Source organism: Bradyrhizobium sp. dw_78, assembly GCF_018449525.1.
In the GTDB taxonomy this organism is placed as follows: Bacteria; Pseudomonadota; Alphaproteobacteria; order Rhizobiales; family Xanthobacteraceae; genus Bradyrhizobium.
The window spans coordinates 74,711-100,380 of sequence record NZ_JAAVUS010000008.1 but is presented as its reverse complement, the minus strand read 5'-3'; the positions used below and the strand labels follow the sequence as shown (position 1 = coordinate 100,380).

The following is a 25,670-nucleotide window of genomic DNA, read 5'->3' as shown; positions in this document are numbered from 1 at the left end:
CTCAACGCTCAACGGCCATCATAAGCCTTTTGCAGCGCGGCGATGTCGAGCTTGACCATCTTCATCATCGCCTGCATCGCGCGCTGCGCGCCGGCGGGATCCGGACCGCCCAGCAGCTTCGGGAAAACCGACGGAACAATCTGCCAGGACACGCCGTAGCGATCCCTGAGCCAGCCGCATTGCACGGCTTCGCCGCCGTTGGACGACAAGCCGTCCCAGAGACGGTCGACCTCGGCCTGATCGGCGCAATCGATCTTGAACGAGATCGCATGGGTGTAGTCGATGCGCCGCCCACCGTTCAGCGCCATATATTCCTGACCCGCCAATGTGAATTCCACCACCAGCACGGAACCAGCCTTTCCGGCCGGCGTGTCGATGGGGTTGCGCTGGATCCTGTCGATCCGGGAATCCGGCAGCAGCGAGATATAGAATTTCGCGGCCTCCTCGGCTTCGCCGTCGAACCACAGGCAGGGAGCGATCTTGGACATCGGCAGGTTCCTTGTGTTCCGTTACGTTCGCGCCTCAAGGACGAACGGGCCCGGGCCGATCCGACAGTAGGTTATAGATTTTTTGTTCGTCATTCCGAGATGGGAAGCACCAATCGAAAAACCGTGATGGTGAAAGGAGAGGCTTGCCCGACGCCAATACAGGTCTAGTCTTTCGCCATGCAACCGCGGGGCATCCATCGCGGAGCAACATATGGAGGAAGAAGCCGTGAGCAGCCAACTGACCGAAGCCGAGCTCGCCGCACTGATGCCGTCGGAATTCTGCCACTATCCGACGCCGATCCCGACCCAGATCGTCTCCAGCGACGAGTTTTATCCCGATCCGCAAAACGAGCGACAGCGCGAAGTCGAGGCGAGATTGCTGGCGATGGCCGACGATCTCGGCGGCAAGCGTGGCCTCGACCGCCGCAGATTCTTCCAGAGCGCAGCCGGCATGGCGGCCTCCTTTGTCGCGATGAACGAGGTTTACGGCGCGCTGTTCGACGCGACGCCGGCGGAAGCCGCGACGCCCGCGATGGCGCAGGAGCGCGCCAATGCGCTGAAGGACCAGTTCATCATGGACATGCATACGCATTTCCTGCGCGACGACACCCGCATCACCACTTTCGTCGACATGCGCAACGCGGTCGGCAAGGCAGGCTGGAACAAGGAACTGGCCGACCACGAACAGACCATCGAGGATCTTAAATTCAACAACTACAAGAAAGAGATGTTTCTCGACTCCGACACCAAGATCGCACTGATCTCGTCGGCGCCGTCCGATATCGAACAGGACTGGTTCCTGACCAACCAGCAGATGGCCGACGCGCGCAAGAAGATCAACGACGAGGCCGGTTCGCGGCGGTTGTTCTGCCATGCGATCTTCACGCCGGGACAGCCCGGCTGGCTCGACAAGCTCGACGCCGGCCTCGCGCTCAAACCTGAGTCCTGCAAGGGCTACACCATCGGCGACAACACCCACAAGGAGATCAGTCACTATCCCTGGCGGATGGACGACGAGAACGTCACCTACAAGGGTTACGAGAAAATGGTGAAGGCCGGCATCAAGAATGTCTGCATTCACAAGGGACTGTTCCCGCCGGGAATCGAGAAACAGTTTCCGAACCTGCGCGGCTTTGCGGATGTCGCCGATGTCGGTCAGGCCGCCAAGGATTGGCCGCAGCTCAATTTTGTCATTTATCATTCCGCCTACCGCCATGTCGGCGGCGATCCGCGGGTGGCGCTGGCCGAATTCGAGCGCACCGGCCGGATTTCCTGGACCAGCGACCTCGCCGATATTCCGGAGCAATACGGCGTTAGCAATGTCTATGGCGATGTCGGCCAGTTGTTCGCGACGACGCTGGTGGCTGAGCCGAATGTCTGCGCGGCGCTGATGGGCACGCTCATAAAAGGCCTTGGCGTCGATCACGTCTGCTGGGGCACCGATGCGCTGTGGACCGGCGCGCCGCAATGGCAGATCGAGGGCCTGCGGCGGCTGGAGATCCCGGAAGTGATGCAGAAGAAATTCGGCTTCGCCCCGCTGGGCCCGGCAGACGGCCCGGTCAAGACCGCAATCTTCGGCAACAATAATGCGCGGCTTTACAATATCCAGCCGAAGCGGGCGATGCTCGACCTCAAGGGCGACCGCCTCGCGATGATGAGGGCGGAGTACGAGAAGGCCGGACCGGAGCCATCCAACACGCGCTACGGCTATGTGGTGCCGAACGGCACGATCGATCACTCGGTGTTTGCCTAAGCGCGAGACCGTCATTGCGATGACGGTTCGTTGTCATTCCGGGCGCAAGTGAAACGCGCGAGCCCGGAATGACGGGTGTTGTTCTATTTCGTCTCGGCGGGATCGCGATGCACGGGGTCGATCCACAGAACCGTCTCCGGCTTCTCCACCGGCTCGATATCGAGATTGATCGCGACCGCCTGACCGTCGCTACGCACCAGCACGCATTCCAGCGTCTCGTCCTCGCTGGCGTTGATCTCCTGATGCGGCACATAGGGCGGAACGAAGATGAAATCACCGGGACCCGCTTCCGCGGTGAATTGCAGCTTCTCGCCCCAGCGCATCCGCGCCTTGCCCTTCACCACATAGATGATGCTTTCGAGATGGCCGTGGTGATGCGCGCCGGTCTTGGCGTCGGGCTTGATGGTCACGGTGCCGGCCCATAATTTCTGCGCGCCGGCGCGGGCGAAATTGATCGCGGCCTTGCGGTCCATGCCCGCGGTGGACGGCACGTTCGGATCGAGCTGGTTGCCGGGAATGACGCGGACGCCGTCATGCTTCCAGCGTTCGTCGTGATCGTGCGAATGATCGGCATGATCGTGCGAATGGGTGTGATCGTGATGGTCTGTCATATTGTCGTTTCCCCGGAAAAACGTTCCACCCAAAGGTAGCGAAAACCCCGGCCGCAAACCAGCCGAATCAAGGAACTACCGGCGCGTGCGGGACTTGTCCTAACGAAGCTTAACACCTGCAAAGGAGAGTTCCCATGGGTGCAACGGCAGACAAGGTTAAAGGCGCCGCCAACGAAGCCATCGGCAAGGCCAAGCAGGGTATCGGCGAAGCCACCGGCTCCGACCGGCTGCAGGGCGAAGGTACGGTCCAGGAAATCAAGGGCAAGGGCCAGAAGGCGGTCGGTGACGCCAAGGAAGCAACCAAGGAGGCCGTCAACAACGCGGCCGCCGCGGCGAACAAGAACCTCTGATTCCTTTCGATCACGACGGAAAAGGGGCTGGCCTAGACAGAGGCCGGTCTCTTTTCGTTTAAGTTACAGCTTTCGGACTACGGCCTGCGGCGGCCAAGCACGTCCGGATTGACGACGTTGATGGGCGCGCCGGCGGCGTAGGCCAGGATCTGATCGAAAATATCGGTGAACTGGAGTTCGTATTCGTCGCGCGTGACATAGCCGAGGTGCGGCGTGCAGACGACATTGTCCATGTTCAGGAGCGGATCATTGACGTCGCGCATCGGCTCCTGCTCGTAGACGTCCACCGCCGCCATGCCCGGCCGCCCTTCACGTAACGCTTTCACCAGCGCATTCGGCGCGATCAGCCCGGCGCGGCTGGTGTTGACCAGCAGCGCCGATGGCTTCATACGCGCCAGATCAGCCGCCGTGACAATGCCGCGCGTGGCATCGACCAGGCGCATATGCAGCGACAGCACGTCGCATCGTTCGAACAACGACGCTTTGCTTGCCGCGGCCTCGTGGCCGTCGGCGCGCGCCTGCGCCAGCGCCTTCTCGCGCGCCCAGACCAGCACCTTCATGCCGAACGCCTTGCCGTAACCGGCAACAACGGCGCCGATCCGGCCATAGCCATAGATGCCGAGCGTCTTGCCGCGCAGCGTGTGGCCGACGCCGATCTGCCAGTTGCCCGCCTTCAGCGCCGCCATCTGCCGCGGGATGTCGCGCATCGCCGCGATGATCAGCCCCCAGGTGAATTCGGCGGTCGCATAGGAAGGCCTGTCGGCGTGCTGGGCCGAGGAGACGACGACGCCGAGCCTGGTGCAGGTGTCGACATCGATATGGGGATAGACGCTGAGCTGGCTGATCAGTTTCAGCTTCGGCAACCGCTCCAGCAGGGCGTTACGGATCTGCGTCCGTTCGCGGATCAGCACCAGCGCGTCGGTATCGGCAAGCCGTTCGGCCAGAACACCGACATCCTGGACGTGATCGTTCCAGATCGTAACGTCATGACCGGCGAGCCTGGTAAAACAATCGAGGCCGCGCACCGTGTCGAAATAATCGTCGAGGATGGAGATCTTCACACCGCGCCCTCCTCGAGGTTGAGGATTATCTCACGGCGAGCAGTTCGACGTCGAAGATCAGCGTCGCGTTCGGCGGGATCACGCCGCCGGCGCCGCGCGCGCCATAGCCGAGCGCGGGCGGAATGATCAGCGTGCGCTTGCCGCCGACCTTCATGGTGGCGACGCCCTCGTCCCAGCCGGCGATCACCCGGCGCTGGCCGATCGGAAACTCGAACGGCTCGTTGCGGTCGACCGATGAATCGAACTTCTTGCCCTTCTTGCCGTCCTCGTAGAGCCAGCCGGTATAGTGCATGACGCAGGTCTGGCCGGGCTTCGGTGAAGCGCCGGTGCCGACGACGGTATCGATGATCTGCAAGCCTGAAGGAGTGGTCATGGGTTTTCCTGCGGTCTGGGCCAATGCGCGGGACGGCGCAAGGGCAACGGAAACGCCGATCATGCCGATGGCAACGGCAAGGGCGAGCGGGAGGCTTCGAAACTTGAAACGTCGTCGCATGTTCAGCGTCCTTTAACGAGAAGGAAGAGGCCGAGGCTGCTCGCTCAATAGCCGAGCGCGCAGCCGTCCTTGCGGGGATCGGAGCCGCCGGTGAGCGTGCCCTTGTCCCAATCGATCCAGATCGCCTGGCCGCCGCCGAGCGGCCCGACCACGCTGGTGGTCTTGTGTCCGAGTTTCTTCAGGCCCTCGACGATCTCGGCGGGCACGCCATCCTCGAGCTGATAGACGCCCTCATAATGGAGGCCGCGCGGCATATCGATGGCTTCCTGCACGTCGCAGCCGTAATCGAGCATGTTGGTCAGCACGTGGGTCTGGCCGACCGGCTGGTACTGCCCGCCCATCACGCCGAACGGCATCACCGCGCGTCCGCCCTTGGTGGCGAGGCTCGGGATGATGGTGTGCAACGGCCGCTTGCCCGGCGCGATGCAGTTGGGATGGCCGGGCTGGATACGGAAACCGCCGGCACGGTTCTGCAGCAGAATGCCGGTCTTGTTCGAGACGATCGCCGAGCCGAACGAATGCGCGATCGAATTGATGAACGAGCAGACGTTGCGGTCCTTGTCGACCACCGTGATGTAAACGGTCGAGGGATTCATCGGCGGCGCCACGTTGGGCAGATCGACCATCCGGTCCATCCTGATCTTGCCGGCATGTTCGTCGGCGAAATCCTTGGCCAGAATCCGAACCACGTCGACATCGACATGGGCGGGATCGCCGATATACTGCTCGCGCATCATGTAGGCGATCCGTGCGGCCTCGGCTTCGAGGTGGAAACGCTCGACGCTGAGCGGCGGGAACTTGGTCAGATCGAACCGCGACAGGATGTTGAGCATCACCAGCATGGTGATGCCTGGACCGTTCGGCGGACACTGCCAGACGTCGTGACCCTTGTAGAGGGTGCCGATCGGGATCGTGGTCTCGGTGCTGTGGGCGGCAAAATCCTCCAGCGTATGCAGGCCGCCGATGCCGCGCAGCGTCTCCACCATGTCCTCGGCGATCGCGCCCTTGTAAAACGCGTCGCGGCCGTCTCTCGCGATCGCCCGCAAGGTCTGGCCCAGCTCAGGCTGATGGATCACGTCGCCGGCGACCGCGGGCTTGCCGTGCGGCAATAGATAGCGCTCGGTATTGGTGCCCTTCTTCAATTTCTCGAACTGGTTCTTCCAGTCAAAGGCGATGCGGGGCGCGACCACATAGCCCTCCTCCGCGGCCTTGATCGCCGGCTGCAGCACGGTGTCGAATCCGAGCTTGCCGTGATCGCGCAGGATGGTAGCCCAGGCGTCGATCGCGCCGGGGATGCTGACCGCATGCGCCGAGGTCAGCGGCACCGAATGGATGTTGCGTTCGAGATACCATTCGGCCTTGGCCGCCATCGGCGCGCGGCCGGAGCCATTATAAGCGACGATCTTGCCCTCGCCTTTCGGCTGCACCAATGCGAAACAATCGCCGCCGATGCCGGTCGATTGCGGCTCGATCACGCCGAGCAGCGCGCAGGCCGCGACCGCAGCGTCCGCGGCGGTGCCGCCGGACTTCATCACCTCGATCGCGACAAGCGCCGCCTGCGGATGCGACGTCGCCACCATCGCGTTCTGCGCATGGACCGTCGACCGGCCGGCAAGATGGAAATTCCTCATATCGAATGGCTCACTCTAACGTTGTTTCACATTATCATCCCGCCCGGCCCAGGCGCGGGCCTACATGACACATTCATGCCGGGCTGGGCAATGGCAGACGGCGCCCCGCCCGGGTCACCCCGGCGAACCGCCAGGGGCCCATCAAAAGATGGTGACCTTTTCGATATTTCGGACGCAAGCGGCCGTGGATCCCCGCTCTCGCGGACGACAGGAAAGGGTTTTCCCCTGCTACCCCTGCTGATAAACCACCGCCATGTCGTACAAGGTCGCTGCCTTCTATCAATTCGCCGCTTTGCCGGACTTCCAGGAACTGCGCCAGCCGCTGCGGGCGATCTGCGCCGGACTTGGCTTGAAAGGCAGCGTGCTGCTGGCCCATGAGGGCATCAACGGCACGCTGGCGGGCAGCACCGGCGGCATCGGCGAACTGGTTAACGAATTGCGCGACGGGCCGCTGTTCGGCGGGCGGCTCGACCAGCTCGAACTGAAATTCTCGCCGGCCACGGCGATGCCGTTTCAGCGCCTGAAGGTCAGGCTAAAAAAGGAGATCGTCACCTTCGGCGATGCCAACGCCGATCCGACGCGGCAAGTCGGGGTCTATGTCGACCCGGCGGACTGGAACGCGCTGATCGCGGCTCCGGATACGCTGGTGGTTGACACCCGCAACGCGTTCGAGGTCGCGATGGGCACGTTCGCGGGCGCGATCGATCCCGGCATCGCCAGCTTCGGACAATTCAAGGATTTCGCCGCGCGCCATCTGCATCCGGCGAAACACCGCAAGATCGCGATGTTCTGCACCGGCGGCATCCGCTGCGAGAAGGCCAGCGCCTATCTGCTCGCGCAGGGCTTTGCCGAGGTCTACCACCTCAAGGGCGGCATTCTCAGATATCTCGAAGACGTGCCCGAGGCGGAGAGCCGCTGGCGCGGCGAATGTTTCGTATTCGACGAACGGATCGCGCTCGGCCACGGATTACATGAGCGCTCAGCGAGGCAGCACGACCATGAATAAGACGAATGACCTGAAGACGCTCGGCGATCGCCTCGACGCCGTCGAAAGCCACCTGATGCATCAGGACAAGACCATTGAATCCCTCAACCAGACGATCACGGATCAATGGCTCAGGATCGAAGCACTGGCGCGCCAGATCGCCAATTTGAGCGAACGCGTCGAGGAAACCGAGGCCAGCGCGCCGGCACCGGCGAACGAACGGCCGCCGCATTATTAAAGCGTTTTCGGTTCTGATTGAATCGGAGCCGGGCTCTCATATTTTTGTTTTGACGCGCTTCTTCGCGCGAACCGGAATCCCCTTTGCTCGAAAAGCTATAGAGCGCTGTACAGAAATCCTGACCGGTTGCATCAACCGGTATCCACTTTGCGCTAACGCGGCCCTTCGGGTCCGGATCACGGTCTAGGCCTGTCCGGCCGCGTCCAGAATCAGCTTCGTGATCGTATCCGGCTGGGAGATCAGCGACAGGTGGCTTGCCTTCACTTCAATCGTCGTCGCGCCCATCCGCTTCGCCATGAAGCGTTCGAGATCAGGATTGATGGTCCGATCTTCGGTGGACACGGCGTACCAGCTCGGCTTCGAGCGCCAGGCCGCATGGGTTGTCTTGCCGGCAAGTAACGCACGTTCGAACGGTTCCTGTACGGCATACAGCACGCGCGCTTTCGCGGCCGGCAGGTCGCCGGCAAAATCGCGCAGGAAAGCGGCCTCGTTGAGCTGCCCGTAATCGCCGGACCAGACGATGCCGGCGGAGGCCGGCGGGGTCGGGAATCGCTTCGCCAGCGCCGTGTAATCCTCACCCGCATCGGGGGCCCGCGCGGCGACATAGACGAGCGAAGTAACCTTGGGGTCGACGCCGGCTTCGGTGACGATCATGCCGGCAAAGGAATGTCCGACCAACACCGTCGGGCCATCCTGCAGTTCCAAGGCGCGCTGGGTCGCCGCTACGCTCGCTTCCAGCGTCGTCAACGGGTTTTGCACAGCCGTAGCGTTGAGTCCCTTCGCTTGAAGCCGTGCGATGACTTCGGACCAGCATGACCCGTCAGCAAACAGCCCATGGACAAGGACCACATTGCGTACTTTTGGCAAAGGCTGGGCGCTGGCGGCGCGATGAAGGATTGAGCTCGCTGCGCCGGAGGCAGCCAGAATACCCAAGAAAGTACGACGATCCATCCGCGTGCTCCCGCGCAACCGAGGTTGAAATCCCAGCCCGCCCGGGAAACCTCGATCCTCCGGGCTTTAACATGCCCGACCATGCCTTCTTCGTTTCCGGCCGAGCTTTGTTACTCACGAAGCGGCGAAGTACACGCCACGCAATTGAGTTGGCTTGTGAGTTGGTTTGGCCCTCGCACACGCCCCTATCGGAACACCGCGCGCACCCTGTCCCAGAGTGAACTGCCTGCCCGGTCGTAGTCCGGTTCCGGATCGAAATCGCCATCATCGCGGCGATCGCTGTCGTGCTTCGATCGCGCGGGCTGCGCGGCGCTGACCGGATCGGATGCCGGGAATGTGTCGATCAGACCAGCTTCCAGCCTGGCATGCATGTCGCGATCGGCCGCAGCCGCCTCGCACGGATCGGCGGCGTGCTTGTCATGCGCCACCGGATTGAATTTCTCGGCGATTTTCGCGGCCATCGGATCCTCCATTTCGCCCCGGGGGATAACCGCGCCCGCGCCCGGAAGGTTCCTGATAACCACGCCGCCGCTTTCAGTTTCCGCTACTCGCCGCGGCTTTCGGCTTCTCGAAGAACAAGGCCGATAACTGTCTTTTCAATGCGGCGGCCTGGTCTGTTTCAAACGCCAGCCGGGCGCATAACAGCGCCTTGATGGGCGGAAGTTCCGGCAGATAATATTCCCTGGCCTGCACCAGATCGGCCGGCACCATGCTTCCGGGAACGGCGGTGAGACCGAGACCGGCTTTCGCAGCAGTCAGCTTGGCATGATAGTCGGGGCTGTTGAACACGATCTTGTAGGTAAGGCCGTGCTTCGTCAGCGTCGGAATCATCCAGTCGTCTCCCGGCCAGGTGAGAATGGGAATCGGCGTGCCCGGACTGAGAATGAAATCCCTCGACCGCACCCACACCAGGGGATCGTCGAACTCGTTGACGACCATTTGCTCGACTTCCGGCTCAGTTGCCTTGCTTTCGAAAATGCAGGCGACGTCGATATATCCGTCAACCAGCCCCTTCCCGATCGCGGCCGAATGACCGGTATGGATGAAAACGTCGGCGAGTGTTTCCGCCGTTTGCTGCTCGATAAAGGCATTGACGAACAGGGTGCTCAACCCGAGCCTGAGCGGATGCGGGCCGACATTGTCGCCGCCGAGCCTGAGCAACTGGTCGTTCGCTTCCAGGATTCGCCTGGCCTGGTAGAGCGCGATCTTTCCCAATTCGGTGGTGGTGGTTCCATTCGCGGTCTTCAGGAAAAGAGCGCCGCCGACCAAACTCTGCAATCGCTTGACCTGCGAACTGATGGCGGGCTGGCTGAGGCCGAGACGTTCGGCCGCCTTGGACAGGCTTCCGGTTTCCGAAATGGCGACAACGGTACGAACGATTTCAATCGGTATATTGAGATGTTGATGCCGTCTATGCATTGGAACGCTCCCCCGAGCTGTGTGCCAGCAAGACTGGACCGGCCTATATTGACCTATGGTTGCATTGTTTAAATTCGCCAATTAGCTGGGAATATTATGATTCTCCCGGTTCCTTCCTTGAACCGCCGCGCGGCGCCGCACCGCGCTTGTCTTTCGATGCAACTAAGTTCGTGAAAATCTTATCATGCAGAGCATTCGGACCGGAATGCAACTTTACGTCACATCAACCGCGAATTAAAAATCGCGCGAGCTTAAATCGCGAAGTGGAACCCGAAGCTCATCGTCGCACAGCCCTGGGTTGCCAACGCCTGATCGTGGTTCCGCAATGGAACGATCGGGTTTCATTGGCTGCCGATCGCGGGCGCGGCTTCGCAACCATTGATGTCATCCGTTGCTTTCAACGGACAATCTTCCGACGGCAGTCTTCTGATGGCAGCCTTTGACAGGCAGCCCTGCAGCGATACCGCGCCATCGGCCGGCAACCAGTCCTTGGCCCGGCTCCCGCCGGCGTGTATCAGAAGCTGAAACATGCTTCCCATTACCGGCGGACCAGCCTTGCCCCCGATTTCTTCTTCCAAACCTTTTCTCGACGTGCTCTCCGGACACCGGCAGCCGATACCGCCGGTCTGGATGATGCGGCAGGCCGGCCGCTATCTGCCGGAATATCGCGAATTGCGCACGAAGGCCGGCAGTTTCCTCGATCTGTGCTTCACGCCGGAATATGCCGCCGAAGTCACGCTGCAGCCGATCCGCCGCTTCAACTTCGACGCCGCGATCATCTTCTCGGACATTCTGGTGGTTCCCCATGCGCTCGGCCGCGCCGTGCGGTTCGAGATCGGCGAAGGCCCGCGGCTCGATCCGCTGGATACGCCGGACAAGATTGCGGCGCTGGCGACACAGGCGGATTTTGCCAAGCTCGAGCCGGTCTATGAGGCGCTGCGCCGGGTGCGCGGCGAACTCGATCCGAACATTGCGCTGATCGGCTTCTGCGGCGCGCCCTGGACGGTCGCGACCTATATGGTGGCCGGGCAAGGCACGCCGGACCAGGCGCCGGCGCGGATGATGGCCTATCGCCATCCGGACGCATTCGCAGACATCATCGACGTGCTGGTCGAGAACTCGATCCAATATCTGCTTGGGCAGCTCAAGGCGGGCGCCGATGCGCTGCAGATTTTCGACACCTGGGCCGGTGTGCTGCCGCCGCGCGAATTCGAACGCTGGTCGATCGAGCCGACCCGGCGCATCGTCGCAGGCGTGCGCGCGAAAATGCCGGGCGCGAAGATCATCGGCTTTCCCCGCGGCGCCGGCGCGCTGCTGCCGGCCTATGTCGAGGCAACCGGCGTCGACGCCGTCAGCATCGACTGGGCGGCCGAGCCGTCCTTGATCCGCGAGCGGGTGCAGAGCCGCGTTGCGGTCCAGGGCAATCTCGATCCGCTCGCATTGATCGCCGGCGGCGGCGCACTCGACCGCGCCATCGACGACGTGCTTACGAATTACGCCGGGGGCCGGCTGATCTTCAATCTCGGTCACGGCATCCTGCCGGAAACGCCGATCGCGCATGTCGAGCAGATGCTCAAACGGGTGCGGGCCTATAAAGGCTGATCACACCGGGCGGCTGCGCTCGATGATGTCAGCCGCGCCCTTGTGCAACAGTTCAAGCCCGACGGCGCGGCCCAGTTCACGCGGCCGGTCGGCGGGCCCGGTACGCGACGCCTCGATGAACACGCCGCCGGCATGATCCAGCACCACGGCGGTCAGCGACATCCGCGCGCCGTCGATGGCTGCAAACCCCGCCACCGGCGAGTTGCAGTGACCATTGAGCACCCACAGCACTTCGCGCTCGGCGTCAGCGCACCGATGCGCGGTGGCATCATCGATCAAGGCGAGAATCCGCCGCGTCGGCCAGTCGTTCGCCGCGCACTCCACCGCGACGATGCCCTGTCCTGCCGCCGGCAGCATCTCCTGCGGCGAAAACTCGTAGGCGATGCGGTTCGCGAGACCGACACGCTCCAGACCGGAGCGCGCCATGATCAGCGCATCGGCCGGGCCGACCGCGCCACCGTCGGGCAATCGCTGCATTTCCAACCGGTCGAGCTTGCGGATTCGCGTATCCGCGGCACCGCGAAAATGAATCACTTCGACGTCCGGAAACAGCCGCCGCGCATAGGCGGCGCGGCGCACCGCATTGGTGCCGATCTTGAAACCCTTGCCGCGCGTTCGCCTGAGCTCGTCGATCGAGACGCCCTGGCGCAGCACCAGCGCATCGCCCGGCGGGTCGCGCGCAAGTGTCGCGCCGATCACCAGCCCCGGCGTGTCCTCATTGCCGGGCATGTCCTTGAGCGAATGCATCGCGGCCTGCAATTCGCCGGACAGGATAGCGCTGCGGATTTCGGCCACGAACGCCCCGCCCTTGCCGCCATGCGGCAACAGCTTGCCGACCTGATCGGAATCGCCCGTGGTCTGGAACTTGACGATCTCGACATCGAGGCCGGGCACGGCCGCGATCAGGCGGCGGGCGATTTCGTCGGTTTGCGCCAGCGCCATCGCGCTCTTGCGCGTACCGATCCGGATCCTGCTTGCCGCCATTGATGCTCCCATCGACGCCTGTCCGGACGTCGCGCCTCAGCTCCGGCCGGAACATAGGACCAGCCGACGAGGGAAGCAAACGCGAGGGTTAAAAGACTGAATCAGAATCGAAGCTCTGGATTGTTGTTTTGACGCATTTTCTTCACGCGAACCGGTACCCACTTCGCTCAAAAACGCTATGGCGCTACCGCGCATCCTCCAAAATCATGTCGGAGGCTTTTTCCGCGATCATGATGATGGGCGCGTTGGTGTTGCCCGAGACCAGGTCCGGCATGATCGAGCCATCGACCACGCGCAATCCCTCGATCCCACGCACCCGCAGCCGTTGATCGACCACCGCCAGCGGATCATTGCCCATCCGGCAGGTCGAGGTCGGATGATAGATCGTGCTGCCGCGCCGGCGGCAATAATTCAGCAGCTCCTCATCGCTGACGACTTTGGAGCCGGGATCGACCTCCTCGACCACATAAGGCTTGAGCGCCGGCGCGTGCAGAATTTTGCGCAGGATCTTCAGGCCTTCGACATTGGTGGTGCGATCGGTTTCGGTGGCGAGATAATTGATCCGGATCTCCGGCGGGACCAATGGATCGGCGCTCTTGATGCGCAGCGAGCCGCGGCTCTCCGGGCGCACCTGACAGACCGAGGCGCTGAATCCGGAAAACGGGTGCAGCTTCTCGCCCATCTTGTCGGTCGAGAACGGCAGGAAATGGATCTGGACATCCGGCGTCGCCAGCCGCGGGCTGGTCTTGAAGAACCCGCCCGATGTGCCGGCGGCGATCGTCAACGGCCCGGTGCGAAACGCGGCGTAGCGCGCACCGGCGAGGACTCGGCGCACCGGATGGTTGACGATATCGTTCAGCGTGATCTTCCGGGCGCAGCGCATGACCACGCGGACCTGCAGATGATCCTGCAGATCGTTGCCGACGCCGGGCGCGTCGAGCACGACATCGATGCCGTGCTTGCGCAACAATTCCGCGGGCCCGACGCCGGAGAGTTGCAGCAGTTGCGGCGAGTTGTAGGCACCGCCCGAGACCAGGATCTCCTTGCGCGCCCGCGCCGTCCTGACGGTGCGGCCTTGCCGGTACTCGACCGCCTTCGCACGGCGTCCGTCGAACAGGATGCGTTGCGCCTGCGCGGAGGTTTCAACATGCAGGTTATTGCGGCTCCGTGCCGGACGCAGATAGGAATAGGCCGTGCTGGCGCGGCGGCCGCGCCGGGTCGTGGTCTGGAAAAAGCCGGCGCCTTCCTGGGCCGCGCCGTTGAAATCGGGATTGGTCGGAATGCCGGTTTCCGCCGCCGCGACGACAAAGGCTTCCGACAACGGATCGGCGTGCCGCCAATCCGACACCGGCAGCAGGCCGCCGGCGCCATGAAATTCGTTCTCGCCGCGTTGCTGGTCTTCCGACTTCTTGAAGTACGGAAGCACGTCGTCATAGCCCCAGCCGGCGTTGCCGCGCTGCCGCCAGCGGTCGTAATCCTGATGCTGGCCTCGCAGATATAACAGGCCGTTGATCGAACTCGACCCGCCCAGCACCTTGCCGCGCGGCTGGAATATTGTTCGGCCGTCCAGTCCGGGCTCCGGCTCGGTCTGGTACATCCAGTTGACGGCTTTTTCCTTGAACAGCTTGCCGTAGCCAAGCGGCACGTGAATCCAGAGATTGGTATCCGCCGGTCCGGCTTCCAGCAGCAGCACCGTGTGCTTTCCGTCTGCGCTGAGACGATTGGCAAGAACGCAGCCGGCCGATCCCGCGCCGACGATGACATAATCATATTCCGCCGCTTCGGGCGCGGGATGGCCCGAGGCGCGCGAGAAGGTTTCCTTGCTCATGTATTTCGTTTCTTCCCTGGTTTTTTATTTTTTATTTTTGATGCGTTTGTTTTAGCCGAAAACGCCGTCGTCGAAATGGGAGGAGACGCCCCGGACTCAGGACGGCTGCTCCAATTCCATCGGCTGCAGGCCGAGCCGCTGAAACAGCGCCATGTCCTTGTCGTTTTCCGGATTGCCGGCGGTCAGCAAGGTGTCGCCGACGAAGATCGAATTGGCGCCGGCGAAGAAGCACATCGCCTGCATCTCATCCGTCATCGCCGAACGTCCGGCGGACAGCCGTACCATCGATTCCGGCATCATGATCCGGGCCAGCGCGACCGTGCGCACGAAATCGATCGGATCGATCGGAGCGGCGTCTGCCAGCGGCGTGCCGGCGATCGGAATCAGCATGTTGATCGGAACGCTTTCGGGATGTTCGGGAAGATTGGCCAGCGTCACCAGCATCTCGATGCGGTCGATTCCTTCCTCGCCCATGCCGACGATGCCGCCGCAGCAGACCTTCATGCCGGCGGCGCGGACGTTCTCGAGCGTCTCGAGCCGGTCGGCGAAATGCCGCGTGGTGATGATCTCGCTGTAATAGCGTTCGGACGTATCGATGTTGTGATTGTAATAATCGAGCCCCGCCTCGGCCAATTGCCCGGACTGCTCGCGGTCGAGCATGCCGAGCGTCATGCAGGTTTCCATGCCCAGCGCTTTCACGCCCTTCACCATGGCGACCACCGCCTCCATGTCGCGCGGCTTCGGATTGCGCCACGCCGCTCCCATGCAATAACGGGTCGCGCCGGCGTCGCGGGCCTTCCTCGCTTCCCTGATCACGCGCTCTACTTCCATCAGCTTGGAGGCGGACAGGCCGGATTCGTGATGCACGGACTGGCTGCAATAGGCGCAATCCTCCGGACATCCGCCGGTCTTGATGCTCAGGAGACGGCTGAGCTGGACCCGGTTCGGGTCGAAGTTCTCGCGATGGACGGTCTGCGCCTTGAACAGGAGATCGTTGAGCGGCATCCGGTACAGCGCCGCGGCCTCCGTCGCCGACCAGATCTTTCTGAGGCCGGGTTGGGCGGAAGACGACTTCTCAGGGGCTGTCTGATAGCTCGTGACGGTCATGGTCTCTCCAAGGTTCAATCCACCCGCACGCGGGCATAATCGCTGTTTAGCTTGCAGGCGCGGATCATCATAGAGGGAGCGAAACGGGTCGGAAACGAGGGATCGGCAGAGCCGGCCCCGACCACCGTTTTTTGATGTCAGGGCTGGTATTCCCGAACGCGGATTGTGCGGCGCAACATGACCCATTAATCGGGTGTTTCCAACGAGGTGCGCGCCACGTGACCGATACCAATGCCGATGTTTGGGTCTCCTCGACCCATGACCCGATGGGTTTTCCCGAATTCGTCGTCGTGATTGCGTCGATCATGGCATTGAACCCGCTGGCGATGGACATGATGTTGCCGGCGCTGCCGAACATCGCCTCGACCTTCCAGATTCCGGTTCCCAACCGGCTGCAGGAGGTGCTGTCCACCTTCATGATCGGTTTCGGGCTCGGCCAGTTCGTGATGGGGACGCTGTCGGACCGGTTCGGCCGCCGTCCGGTCCTGCTCGGCGGCATGCTAGTCTATTCGATCGCCAGCGTGCTGGCGATCGCCGCGCCCACGTTCGAGACATTGCTGCTGGCGCGGGCGCTGCAGGGACTCGGCACCTCGGCCACCCGCGTGATCGCGACCGCGATCGTTCGCGATTGCTATGCCGGCCGCCGCATGGCCAGCGTGATGTCGCTGGCGATGATGGTGTTCATCGCGGTGCCCGTGATCGCGCCATCGTTCGGCCAGGCGGTGATGCTGCTGACGCAGTGGCATGGCATCTTCGTGATATTGACGGTGTATGGGGCGCTGGCGCTGATCTGGAGCGCGCTGCGGATGCCGGAAACCCTGCCGGTCTCCGAGCGGAAGCCGCTCGTGATCGGCAAAATTCTCGACGCCTTCCGCCAGACCATCACCAACCGCCAGACCCTGGGTTATGCGCTGGCCGCCGGCGGCGTGCAGGGCTCGCTGTTCGGCTTCGTGTTCTCCTCGCAGCAGATATTCACCGGGATCTACCAGCTCGGCCGTTATTTTCCGCTGGCCTTTGCCGGCATCGCGGTCGGCATCGCCGTGGCCGGATTTCTCAACGCCCGCCTGGTGGGACGCATCGGCATGCGCGTGATGTCGCATGGCGCGCTGGTCGGGTTCGTCGTGGTGGCGGGAATCATGTTTTTCACCGCGCAGATGGACATGTTGCCATTGCCCCTGTTCATGGCGCTGGGCGCGCTGATGATGTTCGCGTTCGGGCTGACCTTCGCCAATTTCACTGCGCTGGCGATGGAGCCGCAAGGTCACATCGCCGGCACCGCCTCATCCCTGTACGGAACGATCACGACCCTGTTGGGAATCGGCATCGGCACCTTGATCGGCCAGGACTTCAACGGAACCCTGCTGCCGTTCGCCACCGGGTTTTTGCTGTGCGCCCTGATGGCGCTGGCGGTGGTCGCGGTTGCGGAAAAGGGCCGTCTGTTCACGCCCCATCGCGCGGTGCCCGATCGTCCCTGATCGCGCCCGCAGGCCGCGATCTGAAGGCCGCGGCCTTATGGCGCAAAACCGTAAAGCCGCGCCGGATTGTCGACCAGTATCTTGCGCCGCAATTCGTCCGATGGCGCCCAAGCGCCGAGCAGATCGAACAGCTCGCCGTCATCGGGCATATGGGTGTCGCCGAACAGGCTCGGATGGGGCCAGTCCGTGCCCCAGACGCAGCGATCGGGAGCGGCTTCGATATAGCCGCGCGCGATCGGCGCCACGTCGTCATAGGGATAGCCTTTGACCGAACTGCGATAGCCCGACAGTTTGACGTAGGCTTGGCCTGATTGCATCAGGCCGACGGTGGCCTGAAATTCGGGACTGGCAACGCCGCGATCGCCTTGCACGCCGGCCATGTGATCGAGCACGACGGTGACCGGCAGCTTCCGGATCACCGGCGCGAGATCGGCGATCTGATCGCCGTTGGTATAGAACTGGATGTGCCAGCCCAGGCCCGTGACCCGAGCCGCAAGCGCCTCAAGCTGCGCCAGCGGCGTGCCATTGCCGCTCACCGCGTTGAACCGGACACCGCGCGCGCCGCGCTCGTGCATTTCTGCCAGCACGCGCTCGTCCACGCCGTCATCGACCACCACGACGGCGCGGGTGTTGTCGCGCCCGAGCAACTCCACCGCATCCAGCGTACAGCGATTGTCGGTGCCGAAGGTCGAAGGCTGCACAATCACCATGCGCTCGATGCCGATGGTGCGCGCCATCGCCTGATAGTCCGGCACCGTCGCTTCCGGCGGCGAGTAGAAGCGGCCGGGACTGAGCGGATAGCGGTCATACGGACCGTTGATGTGGAAATGACAATCGGTGCTGCCCGCGGGCGCTTTCCAATGCGGCGCCGAGGTAACGGAACGGGGCGGCAGGCAAGGCTTTGTCATGCGAGATGATCCTGAATGATTTCGCCACCTCTAGAACCTTTTCGGTTCTGATGGAATCAGAACCGAGGCTCTATGTTTTTGTTTTGACGCGTTTTCTTCACGCGAGCCGGAAGCCGCTTCGCTCGAAAACGCCAATGGTCCGGATGGTTTCGGTCTTTCCATGCTTTTCGACGCATGATCGCGTCCACCAGGCCATCTCCCGCCAATGATGTATAAAACATCTCAAGTCATGCTACACAGTTTACAATTGAGGACACGAGGGATATATCTCATATCTGCAACATCTCCGGTCGGCATGACCCTGGGTTGATGACTCTGCCATGATCACGTCCGCATGATTACTGCCGCGCAATTGCGGGCCGCGAGGGCCCTTCTCGGTATCGACCAGCGCCGCCTCGCGGAGCTGTCCACGCTATCGGTGCCCACCATCCAGCGCATGGAAGCGAGCGAAGGCGTCATCCGCGGCAATGTCGATTCGCTCATGAAGCTGATCGAAGCGCTCAATCAGAACGGGCTCGAACTGATCGCGGAGGGAACCCCGAGCCAGGCCGGCGGACGCGGCGTGCGATTGAGATCCACTTCCAGCGCTTCTCAAGGCGAAAGCAGCAGCAAAAGGGACTGAGGCCGCACCCCGATGAATGTCGTTGCATTCCTCCTGCTCTGCATCGCGGCGTTCCTTGGGGTGGCCGTTCTGGCCGTCGTCACCTCGCATCGGCGCGCGAGCACGCGGATCGTCTATGGCGCGACATTGCTGCTTTCCGGAATGGCGGCGGTGGCGGCGTTCTCGGCGCTGACCGGATACGCCGCCGCTGCGAAGCTGGTGCTGCCGCTCGGCCTGCCCTGGATCGGCGCGCACTTCCGGATCGATGCGCTGGCCGCCTTCTTCCTCACCGTCGTCAATCTCGGCGGCGCGGCGGCGAGCCTTTATGCCATTGGCTACGGCGCACACGAAGAGGAGCCGCACCGCGTCTTGCCGTTCTTTCCGGCGTTCCTCGCCGGCATGAATCTCGTCGTGCTGGCCGACGATGCGTACAGCTTTCTTCTCGCCTGGGAATTCATGTCGCTCACGTCATGGGCGCTGGTCATGGCCCATCACCATGCCCCCGAAAACCGGCGCGCCGGTTACGTCTATCTGGTGATGGCGAGCCTGGGTTCGCTGGCGCTGTTGCTTGCCTTCGGCCTGCTCGCCGGACCGGACGGCGGCTACGCGTTCGAAACCATCCGCGGCAGCACGCGCCCGCCGCTGACCGCGGCGATCATCCTGATTCTGGTCCTGGTCGGCGCCGGCTCCAAGGCTGGCCTCGTCCCGCTGCATGCGTGGCTGCCGCTGGCGCATCCCGCCGCCCCCAGCCACGTTTCCGCGCTGATGAGCGGCGTCATGACCAAGGTTGCGGTCTACGCCTTCATCCGCATCGTCTTCGACCTTGCCGGCGTGCTGCCCTGGTGGTCCGGCATGCTGCTGCTCGCTTTCGGCGGCGTCAGCGCCGTGCTCGGCGTGCTGCAAGCGCTGGTGCAGGACGACACCAAGCGCCTGCTGGCCTATTCCACCATCGAGAACATCGGCATCATCTTCATCGGGCTCGGCCTCGCGCTGGCCTTTCGCACCAATGGCATGAATGCGGCCGCGGCGCTCGCCATGACCGCCGCGCTGCTGCATGTGTTCAACCACTCCCTGTTCAAGAGCCTGCTGTTTTTCGGGGCCGGCGCGGTGCTGACCGCGACCGGCGAGCGCAGCATGGACCGGCTCGGCGGGCTGATCCACCGCATGCCGGTGACGAGCTTCCTGTTCCTGATCGGCTGCATGGCGATTTCGGCGCTGCCGCCGCTCAACGGCTTCGTGTCGGAATGGCTGACCTTTCAGGCGATCCTGCTCAGCCCGGACATGGTGCAATGGGCGTTGAAGATCATCGTCCCCGCCATTGGCGGCCTGCTGGCGCTGGCGGCCGCACTCGCCGGCGCGACCTTCGTCAAGGCGTTCGGCATTACCTTCCTCGGCCGGCCGCGGAGCGACCAGGCCGCGACGGCCATGGAGGTCGACCGCTTCTCGCTGTCGGCGATGGCGCTGCTCGGCGCGCTATGCCTGGCGGCGGGACTGCTGCCGGGCTTCATCATCGATGCGCTGGCGCCGGTCACGCAGCAATTCGTCGGCGGCGCGATTCCGTCGCAGGCCACGCTACCCTGGCTCTCGATCGAACCGTCGGCCGTGAGCGGCAGTTCGTATAACGGCCTTCTGGTCTTCCTCTTCATCACCATGTCCGCGCTGATGGCGGTATGGGCGATCCATCGCTTCGCGTCGCGGGCGCTGCGCCGCGCGCCGCCTTGGGATTGCGGCTTCCCCGACCCGAGCCCGATCACGCAATATTCCGGCAGCAGCTTCGCCCAGCCGATCCGCCGGGTCTTCCTGGCCGGCACGTTTGCGACCGGCGAGACCGTATCGATGCCGGCGCCGGGCGACATGCGGCCCGCCCGCTTCACCCTGACCCTCTCCGATCCGGTATGGGAACGGCTGTACGAACCGGTGGCCGGCGTCGTCAGCTTTGCCGCGTTGCATCTCAACAAGCTCCAGTTCCTGACCATCCGCAGCTATCTCAGCCTCGTCTTCCTCGCGCTCGTCTCCCTCCTGCTGGTGCTTGCGATATGGAGCTGATCTCGAGCCTTCTCGTGCAAGTGATGCAGATGACGCTGGTGCTGCTGGCGGCGCCGCTGCTCACCGGCTTCGTCCGCAAGGTCAAGGCGCGGTTGCAGCGCCGCCGCGGGCCTTCCGTCATCCAGCCCTATCGCGACCTGCTGCGGCTGTTGAAAAAGGAAGCGGTGGTCGCGGAGAATGCTTCGTGGATCTTCAGGGCCGCGCCCTATCTGGTATTTGCCGCGACCTGGGTAGCGGCGGCGCTGGTTCCGACCTTCGCCAAGGGGCTGCTGTTCAGTTGGTCGGCCGATCTCATCGCCATCATCGCGCTGCTCGGAAGCGCGCGCTTTTTCCTCGCGCTCGCCGGCATGGACATCGGCACCGCCTTCGGCGGCATCGGATCGAGCCGCGAGATGATGATCGCCTCGCTCGCCGAGCCCGCGATGCTGCTGATCGTCTTCACGATGGCGCTGGTCGCCCATTCCACGCAATTGTCCGATGTCGCCGACCTGCTGTCGTCGCCGAACGTGGGACTGCGGGTCTCGCTCGGGCTTGCCGCGATCGCGCTCATCATCGTCGCCATCGCCGAGAACGGCCGCATTCCCGTCGACAACCCGGCGACGCATCTCGAACTGACGATGGTCCATGAAGCGATGGTACTGGAATATTCCGGCCGCCATCTGGCGATGATCGAACTGGCGGCCTCGGTCAAGCTGCTGCTCTACATCTCGCTGATCGGCTGCATCTTCGTGCCCTGGACCCTCACCGAGCCCGGCGCATCCGTCGCCAGCTACCTGGCCGGCTTCGGACTCTATCTCGCCAAGCTCGCGGTGTTCGGATTCCTGCTCGCCGTGTTCGAGACCATGATCGCCAAGATGCGCGTGTTCCGTCTGCCGGATTTCGTCGGCACCGCGCTGATGCTCGGCCTTCTCGGCACCCTGTTGTTGTTCGTATCGAGGAGCCTCTAGACGATGGGGCACGGACTGACATTCGATGTGGCGCATCTGTTGGGCGGCGGGCTGGTGCTCGTCAGTTTCCTGATGATCACGCAACACCGGCTCTATGCGCTGCTCAATGCCTTCGCGCTGCAGGCGGTGCTGCTGGCCCTATCGGTGGCGTGGCAGGCCAGCGTCCAGCACGCGCCGCATCTCTATATCACGGCGCTGATCGCCCTCGTCTTCAAGGCGATCATCGTTCCGGTCGGCCTGCACCGGATCATCCAGCGCCTCGGCATCCACCGCGAGATCGAAACGGTGATCGGCTCGGGCACCACCATGCTTGCGGGCATGGGCCTCGTCGCACTGTCGATGACGGTGATGCTGAAGGTGACGCCCACCGCCGATCCGCTGGCGCGCGAGGATCTCGCCTTCGCGCTCTCGGTGGTGCTGCTCGGCCTGTTGATGATGGTGACGCGGCGCAACGCCGTGAGCCAGGTCGTGGGCTTCATGTCGCTGGAAAACGGGCTGGTGTTCGCCGGCACCGGCGCGCGCGGCATGCCGCTGGTGGTCGAGATCAGCGTCGCCTTTTCGGTTCTGATCGCCTTCTTCGTCATCGGCGTGTTCCTGTTCCGGATACGCGAGCGCTTCGACACCGTCGACATCGAGGCACTCGATCGCTTTCGCGGAGAACGCCGATGATTTTTTCGGCCTCCACCAGCATTGCGCTGGTTCTCGTCATTCCCGTTGTCGCGGCGGCGGTACTTGCGCTGCTGCCCGATTATCGCCTCTCCTCCCGCCTCAACATGCTGGCGTCGGGACTGACCTTCGCCGCATCGCTTTCGCTGTTCTTCGTGGCCCGGCCGGCGCCGGGGCAATATCTGTTCGTCGACGACCTCAACGTCGTTTTCATCGTGCTCAACACCTTCGTCGGCTTCACCACCAGCGTCTTCTCGGCGAGCTATATCGGGCATGAGCTGGAAACCGGACGGCTGACGCCGACCTATCTGCGGTTCTATCACGCCATGTACCAGGTGATGATGGGCGGCATGAACCTCGCGCTCACCGCCAACAATATCGGCCTGATGTGGGTCGGGATCGAACTGGCGACGCTGACGACGGTGCTGATGGTCGGCATCTACCGCACCCATGAGGCGCTGGAAGCCGCCTGGAAATATTTCATCCTCGGCAGCGTCGGCATCGGGCTGGCGCTGTTCGGCACCATCCTCGTCTACATGGCCGCGCTGCCGGTCGTCGGTGAAGGCGTCGACGGCATGGTGTGGACCGTGCTGGTCACGCAGGCCTCGCATTTCGATCCGGCCCTGATCAACGTCGCCTTCGTGTTCCTGCTGCTCGGCTACGGCACCAAGGTGGGCCTGGCACCGCTGCATGCCTGGCTGCCGGATGCCCATGCCGAAGGCCCGACGCCGATCTCGGCGGTGCTGTCCGGCCTGCTGCTCAACGTCGCGCTCTATGCGGTGCTGCGGTTCAAGATCCTGCTGGCCGCCAATCTCGGATCCGTTGCGCCCGGGCCGCTGATGATGACGCTCGGCCTGGTGTCGCTGGTGTTCGCCGCCCTCATGCTCTACCGGCGGCGCGACATCAAACGCCTGTTCGCCTATTCCTCGATCGAGCATATGGGGATCATCACCTTCGCTTTCGGCATGGGCGGACCGGTCGCGAATTTTGCCGGCCTGCTGCATATGGCGATGCACAGCCTGACCAAATCGGGCATCTTCTTCGCCGTCGGCCATGTCACGCAGATCAAGGGCACGCAGAAGATCGCGGAGATCCGCGGCCTGACGCAGACCCATCCCTGGCTCGGCTGGAGCCTCGTGATCGGGGTCGTCGCCATCGCCGGGCTGCCGCCGTTCGGCGTCTTCATGAGCGAATTTCTGGTGGTGAGCTCGACCTTCGCGCGCGAACCGTGGCTGGCGATTCCGCTGGTGCTCGGCATTGTCCTCGCGCTCGGCGCGCTGTTCTATCATCTGAACGGCATCGCCTTCAGCGATCCCACCGGCAGCACCGCGCCGTCCGACGCCTCCTATGTGCCGATGATCGTCCATTTCGGCCTCGTGCTCGTGGCCGGCGTTTTCCTGCCGCCGACTTTGGTGGTGTGGTTCCGGCATGTCGCCGAGATCCTGGGGTAGCGCGATGGCAGGCATCAAAACACTCATCGGCAAGGGGACGATGGCCCAAAACCACCGGCCCTGGCCGCGCGCCGTCGTCACGGCGGAAACCTGGGCCGGTGCGATCGCCGGACTTGCCGCGGGCCAATGGAATCTGCTCGGCCTGTGGGGCGAGCCGGCTTGTGTCCACATGGCGCTGCTCGACGCGACGGACGGCGAGATCGCTGTTCTCAGCCTCGACGGCGCGAGCGGCCGGTATCCTTCGGTCGGCCTGCACCATCCTCCGGCGCTGCGGCCCGAACGGACGATCCGCGACCTGTTCGGACTGGAGCCGGACGGTTTGCCCGATCCCCGCTCCTGGCTCGATCACGGCAACTGGGATCTGCGGCATCCGCTGGCTACGAAACCTTCATCGGTGCCGATCGAAAAAACCTACGCCTTCTTGCCCGCGGAAGGACCGGGGCTGCACCAGATCCCCGTCGGCCCGGTCCATGCCGGCATCATCGAGCCCGGCCATTTCCGTTTCACCGCCAATGGCGAGACGGTGGTGCGGCTCGAACAGCGGTTCGGCTACGTCCACAAGGGCATCGAAGGATTGATGACGGGTGCGACGATCGCCGCTGCATCCCGGCTCGCCGCGCGAACCTCGGGCGACAGCACCGTCGCTTACGGACTGGCGTTTGCACGGGCGGCGGAAAGCGCGCTTCAAATCGACGTGCCGCCGCGCGCCATCTACCTCCGCGCGCTGATGGCTGAACTGGAACGGCTCGCCAATCATCTCGGCGATTTCGGCGCGATCTGCAACGACGCCGCCTTCGCGCTGATGCTGGCCCATTGCGGCGTGCTGCGCGAGAAGGTGCTACGCATCGCGAACGATGTGTTCGGCCACCGGCTGATGCGCGACCGGATCCAGCCGGGCGGCGTCACCGGCGATATCAGTTCGGATGATTTCACGACGCTGCGCGCGCTTGTCGCCGACATCGCCGCGCGCTTCCCCGCGCTGGTCGATCTCTATGACAACACGGCCTCGCTGCAGGACCGGACGGTTTCGACCGGCATCGTGACCACCGAACTGGTACGGCAATATGCGGCCGGCGGATTCATCGGCCGGGCGTCGGGCCGCGCGTTCGATGCGCGCAAGAATCTGCCCTATGCGCCCTACGACAGTCTCGCCTTCGACGTGCCCCTGCTCGACGCCGGCGACGTCAATGCGCGGGTGTGGATCAGGATCCGCGAGATCGAACAGAGTCTCGCGCTCGTCACCCAATTGCTGGACCGGATGCCGGAAGGTTCGATACGGAGCAATCTGCCGGCCGCCGGCAAAGCCTGCGAGGGCATGGCGCTGGTCGAAGGTTTCCGCGGCGACATCCTGGTCTGGCTCAGCCTTCATCCGGACGGGACCGTCGCACGCTGCCATTTGCGCGATCCGTCCTGGCTCCAGTGGCCGCTGCTGGAAGCCGCGATCGAAGGCAATATCGTCGCCGACTTTCCCCTTTGCAACAAATCCTTCAACTGCTCCTATTCAGGTCACGACCTCTAACATGCGCAAACTGCTGTTCCAGAGTCTCGTCCAGATGCCGCTGACGGAAGCCGCCCCTTCCGCCGACGACAAGGCGCTCGCCGAACTCGGCGCGTCGCTGGCGCGCGTCACGCGGCGCCGGCTCGGCCGCTCGCTCTCGATCCGCGAGGTCGATGCCGGCTCCTGCAATGGCTGCGAACTGGAAATCCAGGCGCTCGGCAACGCCTATTACGATCTGGAGCGGTTCGGCCTGCGCTTCGTCGCCTCGCCGCGCCACGCCGACGTGTTGCTGGTGACCGGCCCGGTGACGAAAAACATGCGGATGGCGCTGGAGCGCACCTATAACGCCACCCCCGATCCGAAATGGGTCATCGCCGCGGGCGACTGCGCGCTGGACGGCGGCTGCTTTGCCGGCAGCTATGCCGTCGTCGGCGGCGTATCGGCCGTCGTGCCGGTCGATCTCCATATCCCCGGCTGTCCACCGCCGCCGCTCGCCATCCTGCGCGGCCTGCTGGCGCTATTGGAAAAAGTCAGCGCCGGTTAGCGACTTGACGTCATCGACCTGGGTAGCTGGAGA

26 protein-coding genes are annotated in these 25,670 nt (G+C 63.5%); 13 read left to right on the top strand and 13 right to left on the bottom strand.

Annotated features, from left to right (window positions below):
- Window positions 1-8 precede the first annotated feature (8 nt).
- Complete coding sequence (locus HB630_RS20405; RefSeq protein WP_213774087.1) at window positions 9-488, bottom strand: VOC family protein; 480 nt, start codon at window positions 486-488, stop codon at window positions 9-11.
- 226 nt (window positions 489-714) lie between these two features.
- Here HB630_RS20405 and HB630_RS20400 point away from each other — a divergent pair, with 226 nt between their 5' ends.
- Window positions 715-2,241, top strand: coding sequence for an amidohydrolase family protein (locus tag HB630_RS20400; RefSeq protein ID WP_213774086.1), 1,527 nt, complete (start codon window positions 715-717; stop codon window positions 2,239-2,241).
- Window positions 2,242-2,324: 83 nt separating this feature from the next.
- Here HB630_RS20400 and HB630_RS20395 read toward each other — a convergent pair whose 3' ends face one another.
- On the bottom strand, window positions 2,325-2,852 hold the full coding sequence (locus HB630_RS20395; RefSeq protein ID WP_213774085.1) for a cupin domain-containing protein: 528 nt from the start codon (window positions 2,850-2,852) through the stop codon (window positions 2,325-2,327).
- A gap of 134 nt (window positions 2,853-2,986) precedes the next feature.
- Here HB630_RS20395 and HB630_RS20390 point away from each other — a divergent pair, with 134 nt between their 5' ends.
- Window positions 2,987-3,202: a CsbD family protein gene (locus HB630_RS20390; RefSeq protein WP_213774084.1), complete on the top strand. Its 216-nt coding sequence runs from the start codon at window positions 2,987-2,989 to the stop codon at window positions 3,200-3,202.
- A gap of 77 nt (window positions 3,203-3,279) precedes the next feature.
- Here the strand turns inward: HB630_RS20390 and HB630_RS20385 are convergent, their stop codons facing one another.
- From HB630_RS20385 to ggt, 3 genes are all read right to left on the bottom strand, one after another.
- The gene (locus HB630_RS20385; RefSeq protein ID WP_213774083.1) at window positions 3,280-4,263 is read right to left on the bottom strand and encodes a D-2-hydroxyacid dehydrogenase family protein; all 984 of its coding nucleotides are present in this window, start codon (window positions 4,261-4,263) and stop codon (window positions 3,280-3,282) included.
- Between the two features lie 25 nt (window positions 4,264-4,288).
- Window positions 4,289-4,699, bottom strand: coding sequence for an FKBP-type peptidyl-prolyl cis-trans isomerase (locus HB630_RS20380; RefSeq protein WP_249780961.1), 411 nt, complete (start codon window positions 4,697-4,699; stop codon window positions 4,289-4,291).
- Between the two features lie 101 nt (window positions 4,700-4,800).
- A complete protein-coding gene (gene ggt, locus HB630_RS20375) occupies window positions 4,801-6,387 on the bottom strand; it encodes a gamma-glutamyltransferase (protein WP_213774081.1) in 1,587 nt (528 codons plus the stop codon).
- Between the two features lie 253 nt (window positions 6,388-6,640).
- Here ggt and HB630_RS20370 point away from each other — a divergent pair, with 253 nt between their 5' ends.
- Entirely contained in the window at window positions 6,641-7,393 is a 753-nt protein-coding gene (locus tag HB630_RS20370; RefSeq protein ID WP_213774080.1) for a rhodanese-related sulfurtransferase, read from the top strand.
- Complete coding sequence (locus tag HB630_RS20365) at window positions 7,386-7,610, top strand: SlyX family protein (protein WP_213774079.1); 225 nt, start codon at window positions 7,386-7,388, stop codon at window positions 7,608-7,610. Before HB630_RS20370 ends, HB630_RS20365 begins: the two co-directional genes overlap by 8 nt.
- Window positions 7,611-7,793: 183 nt before the next feature.
- Here the strand turns inward: HB630_RS20365 and HB630_RS20360 are convergent, their stop codons facing one another.
- From HB630_RS20360 to HB630_RS20345, 4 genes are all read right to left on the bottom strand, one after another.
- Window positions 7,794-8,561, bottom strand: coding sequence for an alpha/beta hydrolase (locus tag HB630_RS20360; protein WP_213774078.1), 768 nt, complete (start codon window positions 8,559-8,561; stop codon window positions 7,794-7,796).
- A 185-nt stretch (window positions 8,562-8,746) separates the two neighbouring features.
- A complete protein-coding gene (locus HB630_RS20355; RefSeq protein ID WP_213774432.1) occupies window positions 8,747-9,010 on the bottom strand; it encodes a hypothetical protein in 264 nt (87 codons plus the stop codon).
- Between the two features lie 85 nt (window positions 9,011-9,095).
- Window positions 9,096-9,980 (bottom strand): LysR family transcriptional regulator, encoded by an 885-nt coding sequence (locus tag HB630_RS20350; RefSeq protein ID WP_213774077.1) that lies wholly within the window; start codon window positions 9,978-9,980, stop codon window positions 9,096-9,098.
- A gap of 341 nt (window positions 9,981-10,321) precedes the next feature.
- A complete protein-coding gene (locus HB630_RS20345) occupies window positions 10,322-10,558 on the bottom strand; it encodes a hypothetical protein (RefSeq protein ID WP_213774452.1) in 237 nt (78 codons plus the stop codon).
- On the opposite strand from HB630_RS20345, the gene hemE reads away from it, so the two are divergent.
- Window positions 10,536-11,582: a uroporphyrinogen decarboxylase gene (hemE, locus tag HB630_RS20340; protein ID WP_249780947.1), complete on the top strand. Its 1,047-nt coding sequence runs from the start codon at window positions 10,536-10,538 to the stop codon at window positions 11,580-11,582. The two genes, HB630_RS20345 and hemE, sit on opposite strands and share 23 nt — an antisense overlap.
- Here the strand turns inward: hemE and hemC are convergent, their stop codons facing one another.
- The 3 genes from hemC to bioB form a co-directional block, all read right to left on the bottom strand.
- Window positions 11,583-12,566: a hydroxymethylbilane synthase gene (gene hemC / locus HB630_RS20335; RefSeq protein WP_213774075.1), complete on the bottom strand. Its 984-nt coding sequence runs from the start codon at window positions 12,564-12,566 to the stop codon at window positions 11,583-11,585.
- A gap of 184 nt (window positions 12,567-12,750) precedes the next feature.
- Entirely contained in the window at window positions 12,751-14,394 is a 1,644-nt protein-coding gene (locus HB630_RS20330) for a choline dehydrogenase (protein WP_213774074.1), read from the bottom strand.
- 96 nt (window positions 14,395-14,490) lie between these two features.
- Window positions 14,491-15,501: a biotin synthase BioB gene (gene bioB / locus HB630_RS20325; protein WP_213774073.1), complete on the bottom strand. Its 1,011-nt coding sequence runs from the start codon at window positions 15,499-15,501 to the stop codon at window positions 14,491-14,493.
- A 218-nt stretch (window positions 15,502-15,719) separates the two neighbouring features.
- Here bioB and HB630_RS20320 point away from each other — a divergent pair, with 218 nt between their 5' ends.
- Complete coding sequence (locus HB630_RS20320; RefSeq protein ID WP_346656117.1) at window positions 15,720-16,976, top strand: multidrug effflux MFS transporter; 1,257 nt, start codon at window positions 15,720-15,722, stop codon at window positions 16,974-16,976.
- 35 nt (window positions 16,977-17,011) lie between these two features.
- Here the strand turns inward: HB630_RS20320 and HB630_RS20315 are convergent, their stop codons facing one another.
- Window positions 17,012-17,884: an amidohydrolase family protein gene (locus tag HB630_RS20315; RefSeq protein ID WP_213774072.1), complete on the bottom strand. Its 873-nt coding sequence runs from the start codon at window positions 17,882-17,884 to the stop codon at window positions 17,012-17,014.
- Window positions 17,885-18,218: 334 nt separating this feature from the next.
- Here HB630_RS20315 and HB630_RS20310 point away from each other — a divergent pair, with 334 nt between their 5' ends.
- Genes HB630_RS20310 through nuoB form a run of 7 tightly spaced genes read left to right on the top strand, consistent with a single transcriptional unit; the run spans window position 18,219 to window position 25,637 of the window.
- Window positions 18,219-18,506: a helix-turn-helix domain-containing protein gene (locus tag HB630_RS20310; protein WP_213774071.1), complete on the top strand. Its 288-nt coding sequence runs from the start codon at window positions 18,219-18,221 to the stop codon at window positions 18,504-18,506.
- A gap of 12 nt (window positions 18,507-18,518) precedes the next feature.
- Complete coding sequence (gene hyfB, locus HB630_RS20305) at window positions 18,519-20,531, top strand: hydrogenase 4 subunit B (protein ID WP_213774070.1); 2,013 nt, start codon at window positions 18,519-18,521, stop codon at window positions 20,529-20,531.
- Window positions 20,522-21,478 (top strand): NADH-quinone oxidoreductase subunit H, encoded by a 957-nt coding sequence (locus HB630_RS20300; RefSeq protein ID WP_213774069.1) that lies wholly within the window; start codon window positions 20,522-20,524, stop codon window positions 21,476-21,478. Before hyfB ends, HB630_RS20300 begins: the two co-directional genes overlap by 10 nt.
- 3 nt (window positions 21,479-21,481) lie before the next feature.
- Window positions 21,482-22,147 carry a hydrogenase-4 component E gene (locus HB630_RS20295; RefSeq protein WP_213774068.1) on the top strand — a complete coding sequence of 222 codons (666 nt, stop codon included), beginning with the start codon at window positions 21,482-21,484 and terminating at the stop codon, window positions 22,145-22,147.
- Window positions 22,144-23,595 (top strand): hydrogenase 4 subunit F, encoded by a 1,452-nt coding sequence (locus tag HB630_RS20290; protein WP_213774067.1) that lies wholly within the window; start codon window positions 22,144-22,146, stop codon window positions 23,593-23,595. Before HB630_RS20295 ends, HB630_RS20290 begins: the two co-directional genes overlap by 4 nt.
- A gap of 4 nt (window positions 23,596-23,599) precedes the next feature.
- Complete coding sequence (locus tag HB630_RS20285) at window positions 23,600-25,114, top strand: NADH-quinone oxidoreductase subunit C (RefSeq protein ID WP_213774066.1); 1,515 nt, start codon at window positions 23,600-23,602, stop codon at window positions 25,112-25,114.
- A 1-nt stretch (window position 25,115) separates the two neighbouring features.
- Window positions 25,116-25,637 carry an NADH-quinone oxidoreductase subunit NuoB gene (gene nuoB, locus HB630_RS20280; protein WP_213774065.1) on the top strand — a complete coding sequence of 174 codons (522 nt, stop codon included), beginning with the start codon at window positions 25,116-25,118 and terminating at the stop codon, window positions 25,635-25,637.
- Window positions 25,638-25,670 lie beyond the last annotated feature (33 nt).

Bases quoted from the DNA above. Each gene is read 5' to 3' on its own strand.
- HB630_RS20285 (WP_213774066.1), top strand. From the start codon at position 23,600: ATGGCAGGCATCAAAACACTCATCGGCAAGGGGACGATGGCCCAAAAC.
- hyfB (WP_213774070.1), top strand. From the start codon at position 18,519: ATGAATGTCGTTGCATTCCTCCTGCTCTGCATCGCGGCGTTCCTTGGG.
- HB630_RS20365 (WP_213774079.1), top strand. From the start codon at position 7,386: ATGAATAAGACGAATGACCTGAAGACGCTCGGCGATCGCCTCGACGCC.
- HB630_RS20405 (WP_213774087.1), bottom strand. From the start codon at position 488: ATGTCCAAGATCGCTCCCTGCCTGTGGTTCGACGGCGAAGCCGAGGAG.
- HB630_RS20310 (WP_213774071.1), top strand. From the start codon at position 18,219: ATGATTACTGCCGCGCAATTGCGGGCCGCGAGGGCCCTTCTCGGTATC.
- HB630_RS20300 (WP_213774069.1), top strand. From the start codon at position 20,522: ATGGAGCTGATCTCGAGCCTTCTCGTGCAAGTGATGCAGATGACGCTG.
- HB630_RS20350 (WP_213774077.1), bottom strand. From the start codon at position 9,980: ATGCATAGACGGCATCAACATCTCAATATACCGATTGAAATCGTTCGT.
- HB630_RS20290 (WP_213774067.1), top strand. From the start codon at position 22,144: ATGATTTTTTCGGCCTCCACCAGCATTGCGCTGGTTCTCGTCATTCCC.
- hemC (WP_213774075.1), bottom strand. From the start codon at position 12,566: ATGGCGGCAAGCAGGATCCGGATCGGTACGCGCAAGAGCGCGATGGCG.
- ggt (WP_213774081.1), bottom strand. From the start codon at position 6,387: ATGAGGAATTTCCATCTTGCCGGCCGGTCGACGGTCCATGCGCAGAAC.
- HB630_RS20315 (WP_213774072.1), bottom strand. From the start codon at position 17,884: ATGACAAAGCCTTGCCTGCCGCCCCGTTCCGTTACCTCGGCGCCGCAT.
- bioB (WP_213774073.1), bottom strand. From the start codon at position 15,501: ATGACCGTCACGAGCTATCAGACAGCCCCTGAGAAGTCGTCTTCCGCC.
- HB630_RS20295 (WP_213774068.1), top strand. From the start codon at position 21,482: ATGGGGCACGGACTGACATTCGATGTGGCGCATCTGTTGGGCGGCGGG.
- HB630_RS20330 (WP_213774074.1), bottom strand. From the start codon at position 14,394: ATGAGCAAGGAAACCTTCTCGCGCGCCTCGGGCCATCCCGCGCCCGAA.
- HB630_RS20380 (WP_249780961.1), bottom strand. From the start codon at position 4,699: ATGATCGGCGTTTCCGTTGCCCTTGCGCCGTCCCGCGCATTGGCCCAG.
- nuoB (WP_213774065.1), top strand. From the start codon at position 25,116: ATGCGCAAACTGCTGTTCCAGAGTCTCGTCCAGATGCCGCTGACGGAA.
- HB630_RS20370 (WP_213774080.1), top strand. From the start codon at position 6,641: ATGTCGTACAAGGTCGCTGCCTTCTATCAATTCGCCGCTTTGCCGGAC.
- HB630_RS20360 (WP_213774078.1), bottom strand. From the start codon at position 8,561: ATGGATCGTCGTACTTTCTTGGGTATTCTGGCTGCCTCCGGCGCAGCG.
- HB630_RS20390 (WP_213774084.1), top strand. From the start codon at position 2,987: ATGGGTGCAACGGCAGACAAGGTTAAAGGCGCCGCCAACGAAGCCATC.
- HB630_RS20395 (WP_213774085.1), bottom strand. From the start codon at position 2,852: ATGACAGACCATCACGATCACACCCATTCGCACGATCATGCCGATCAT.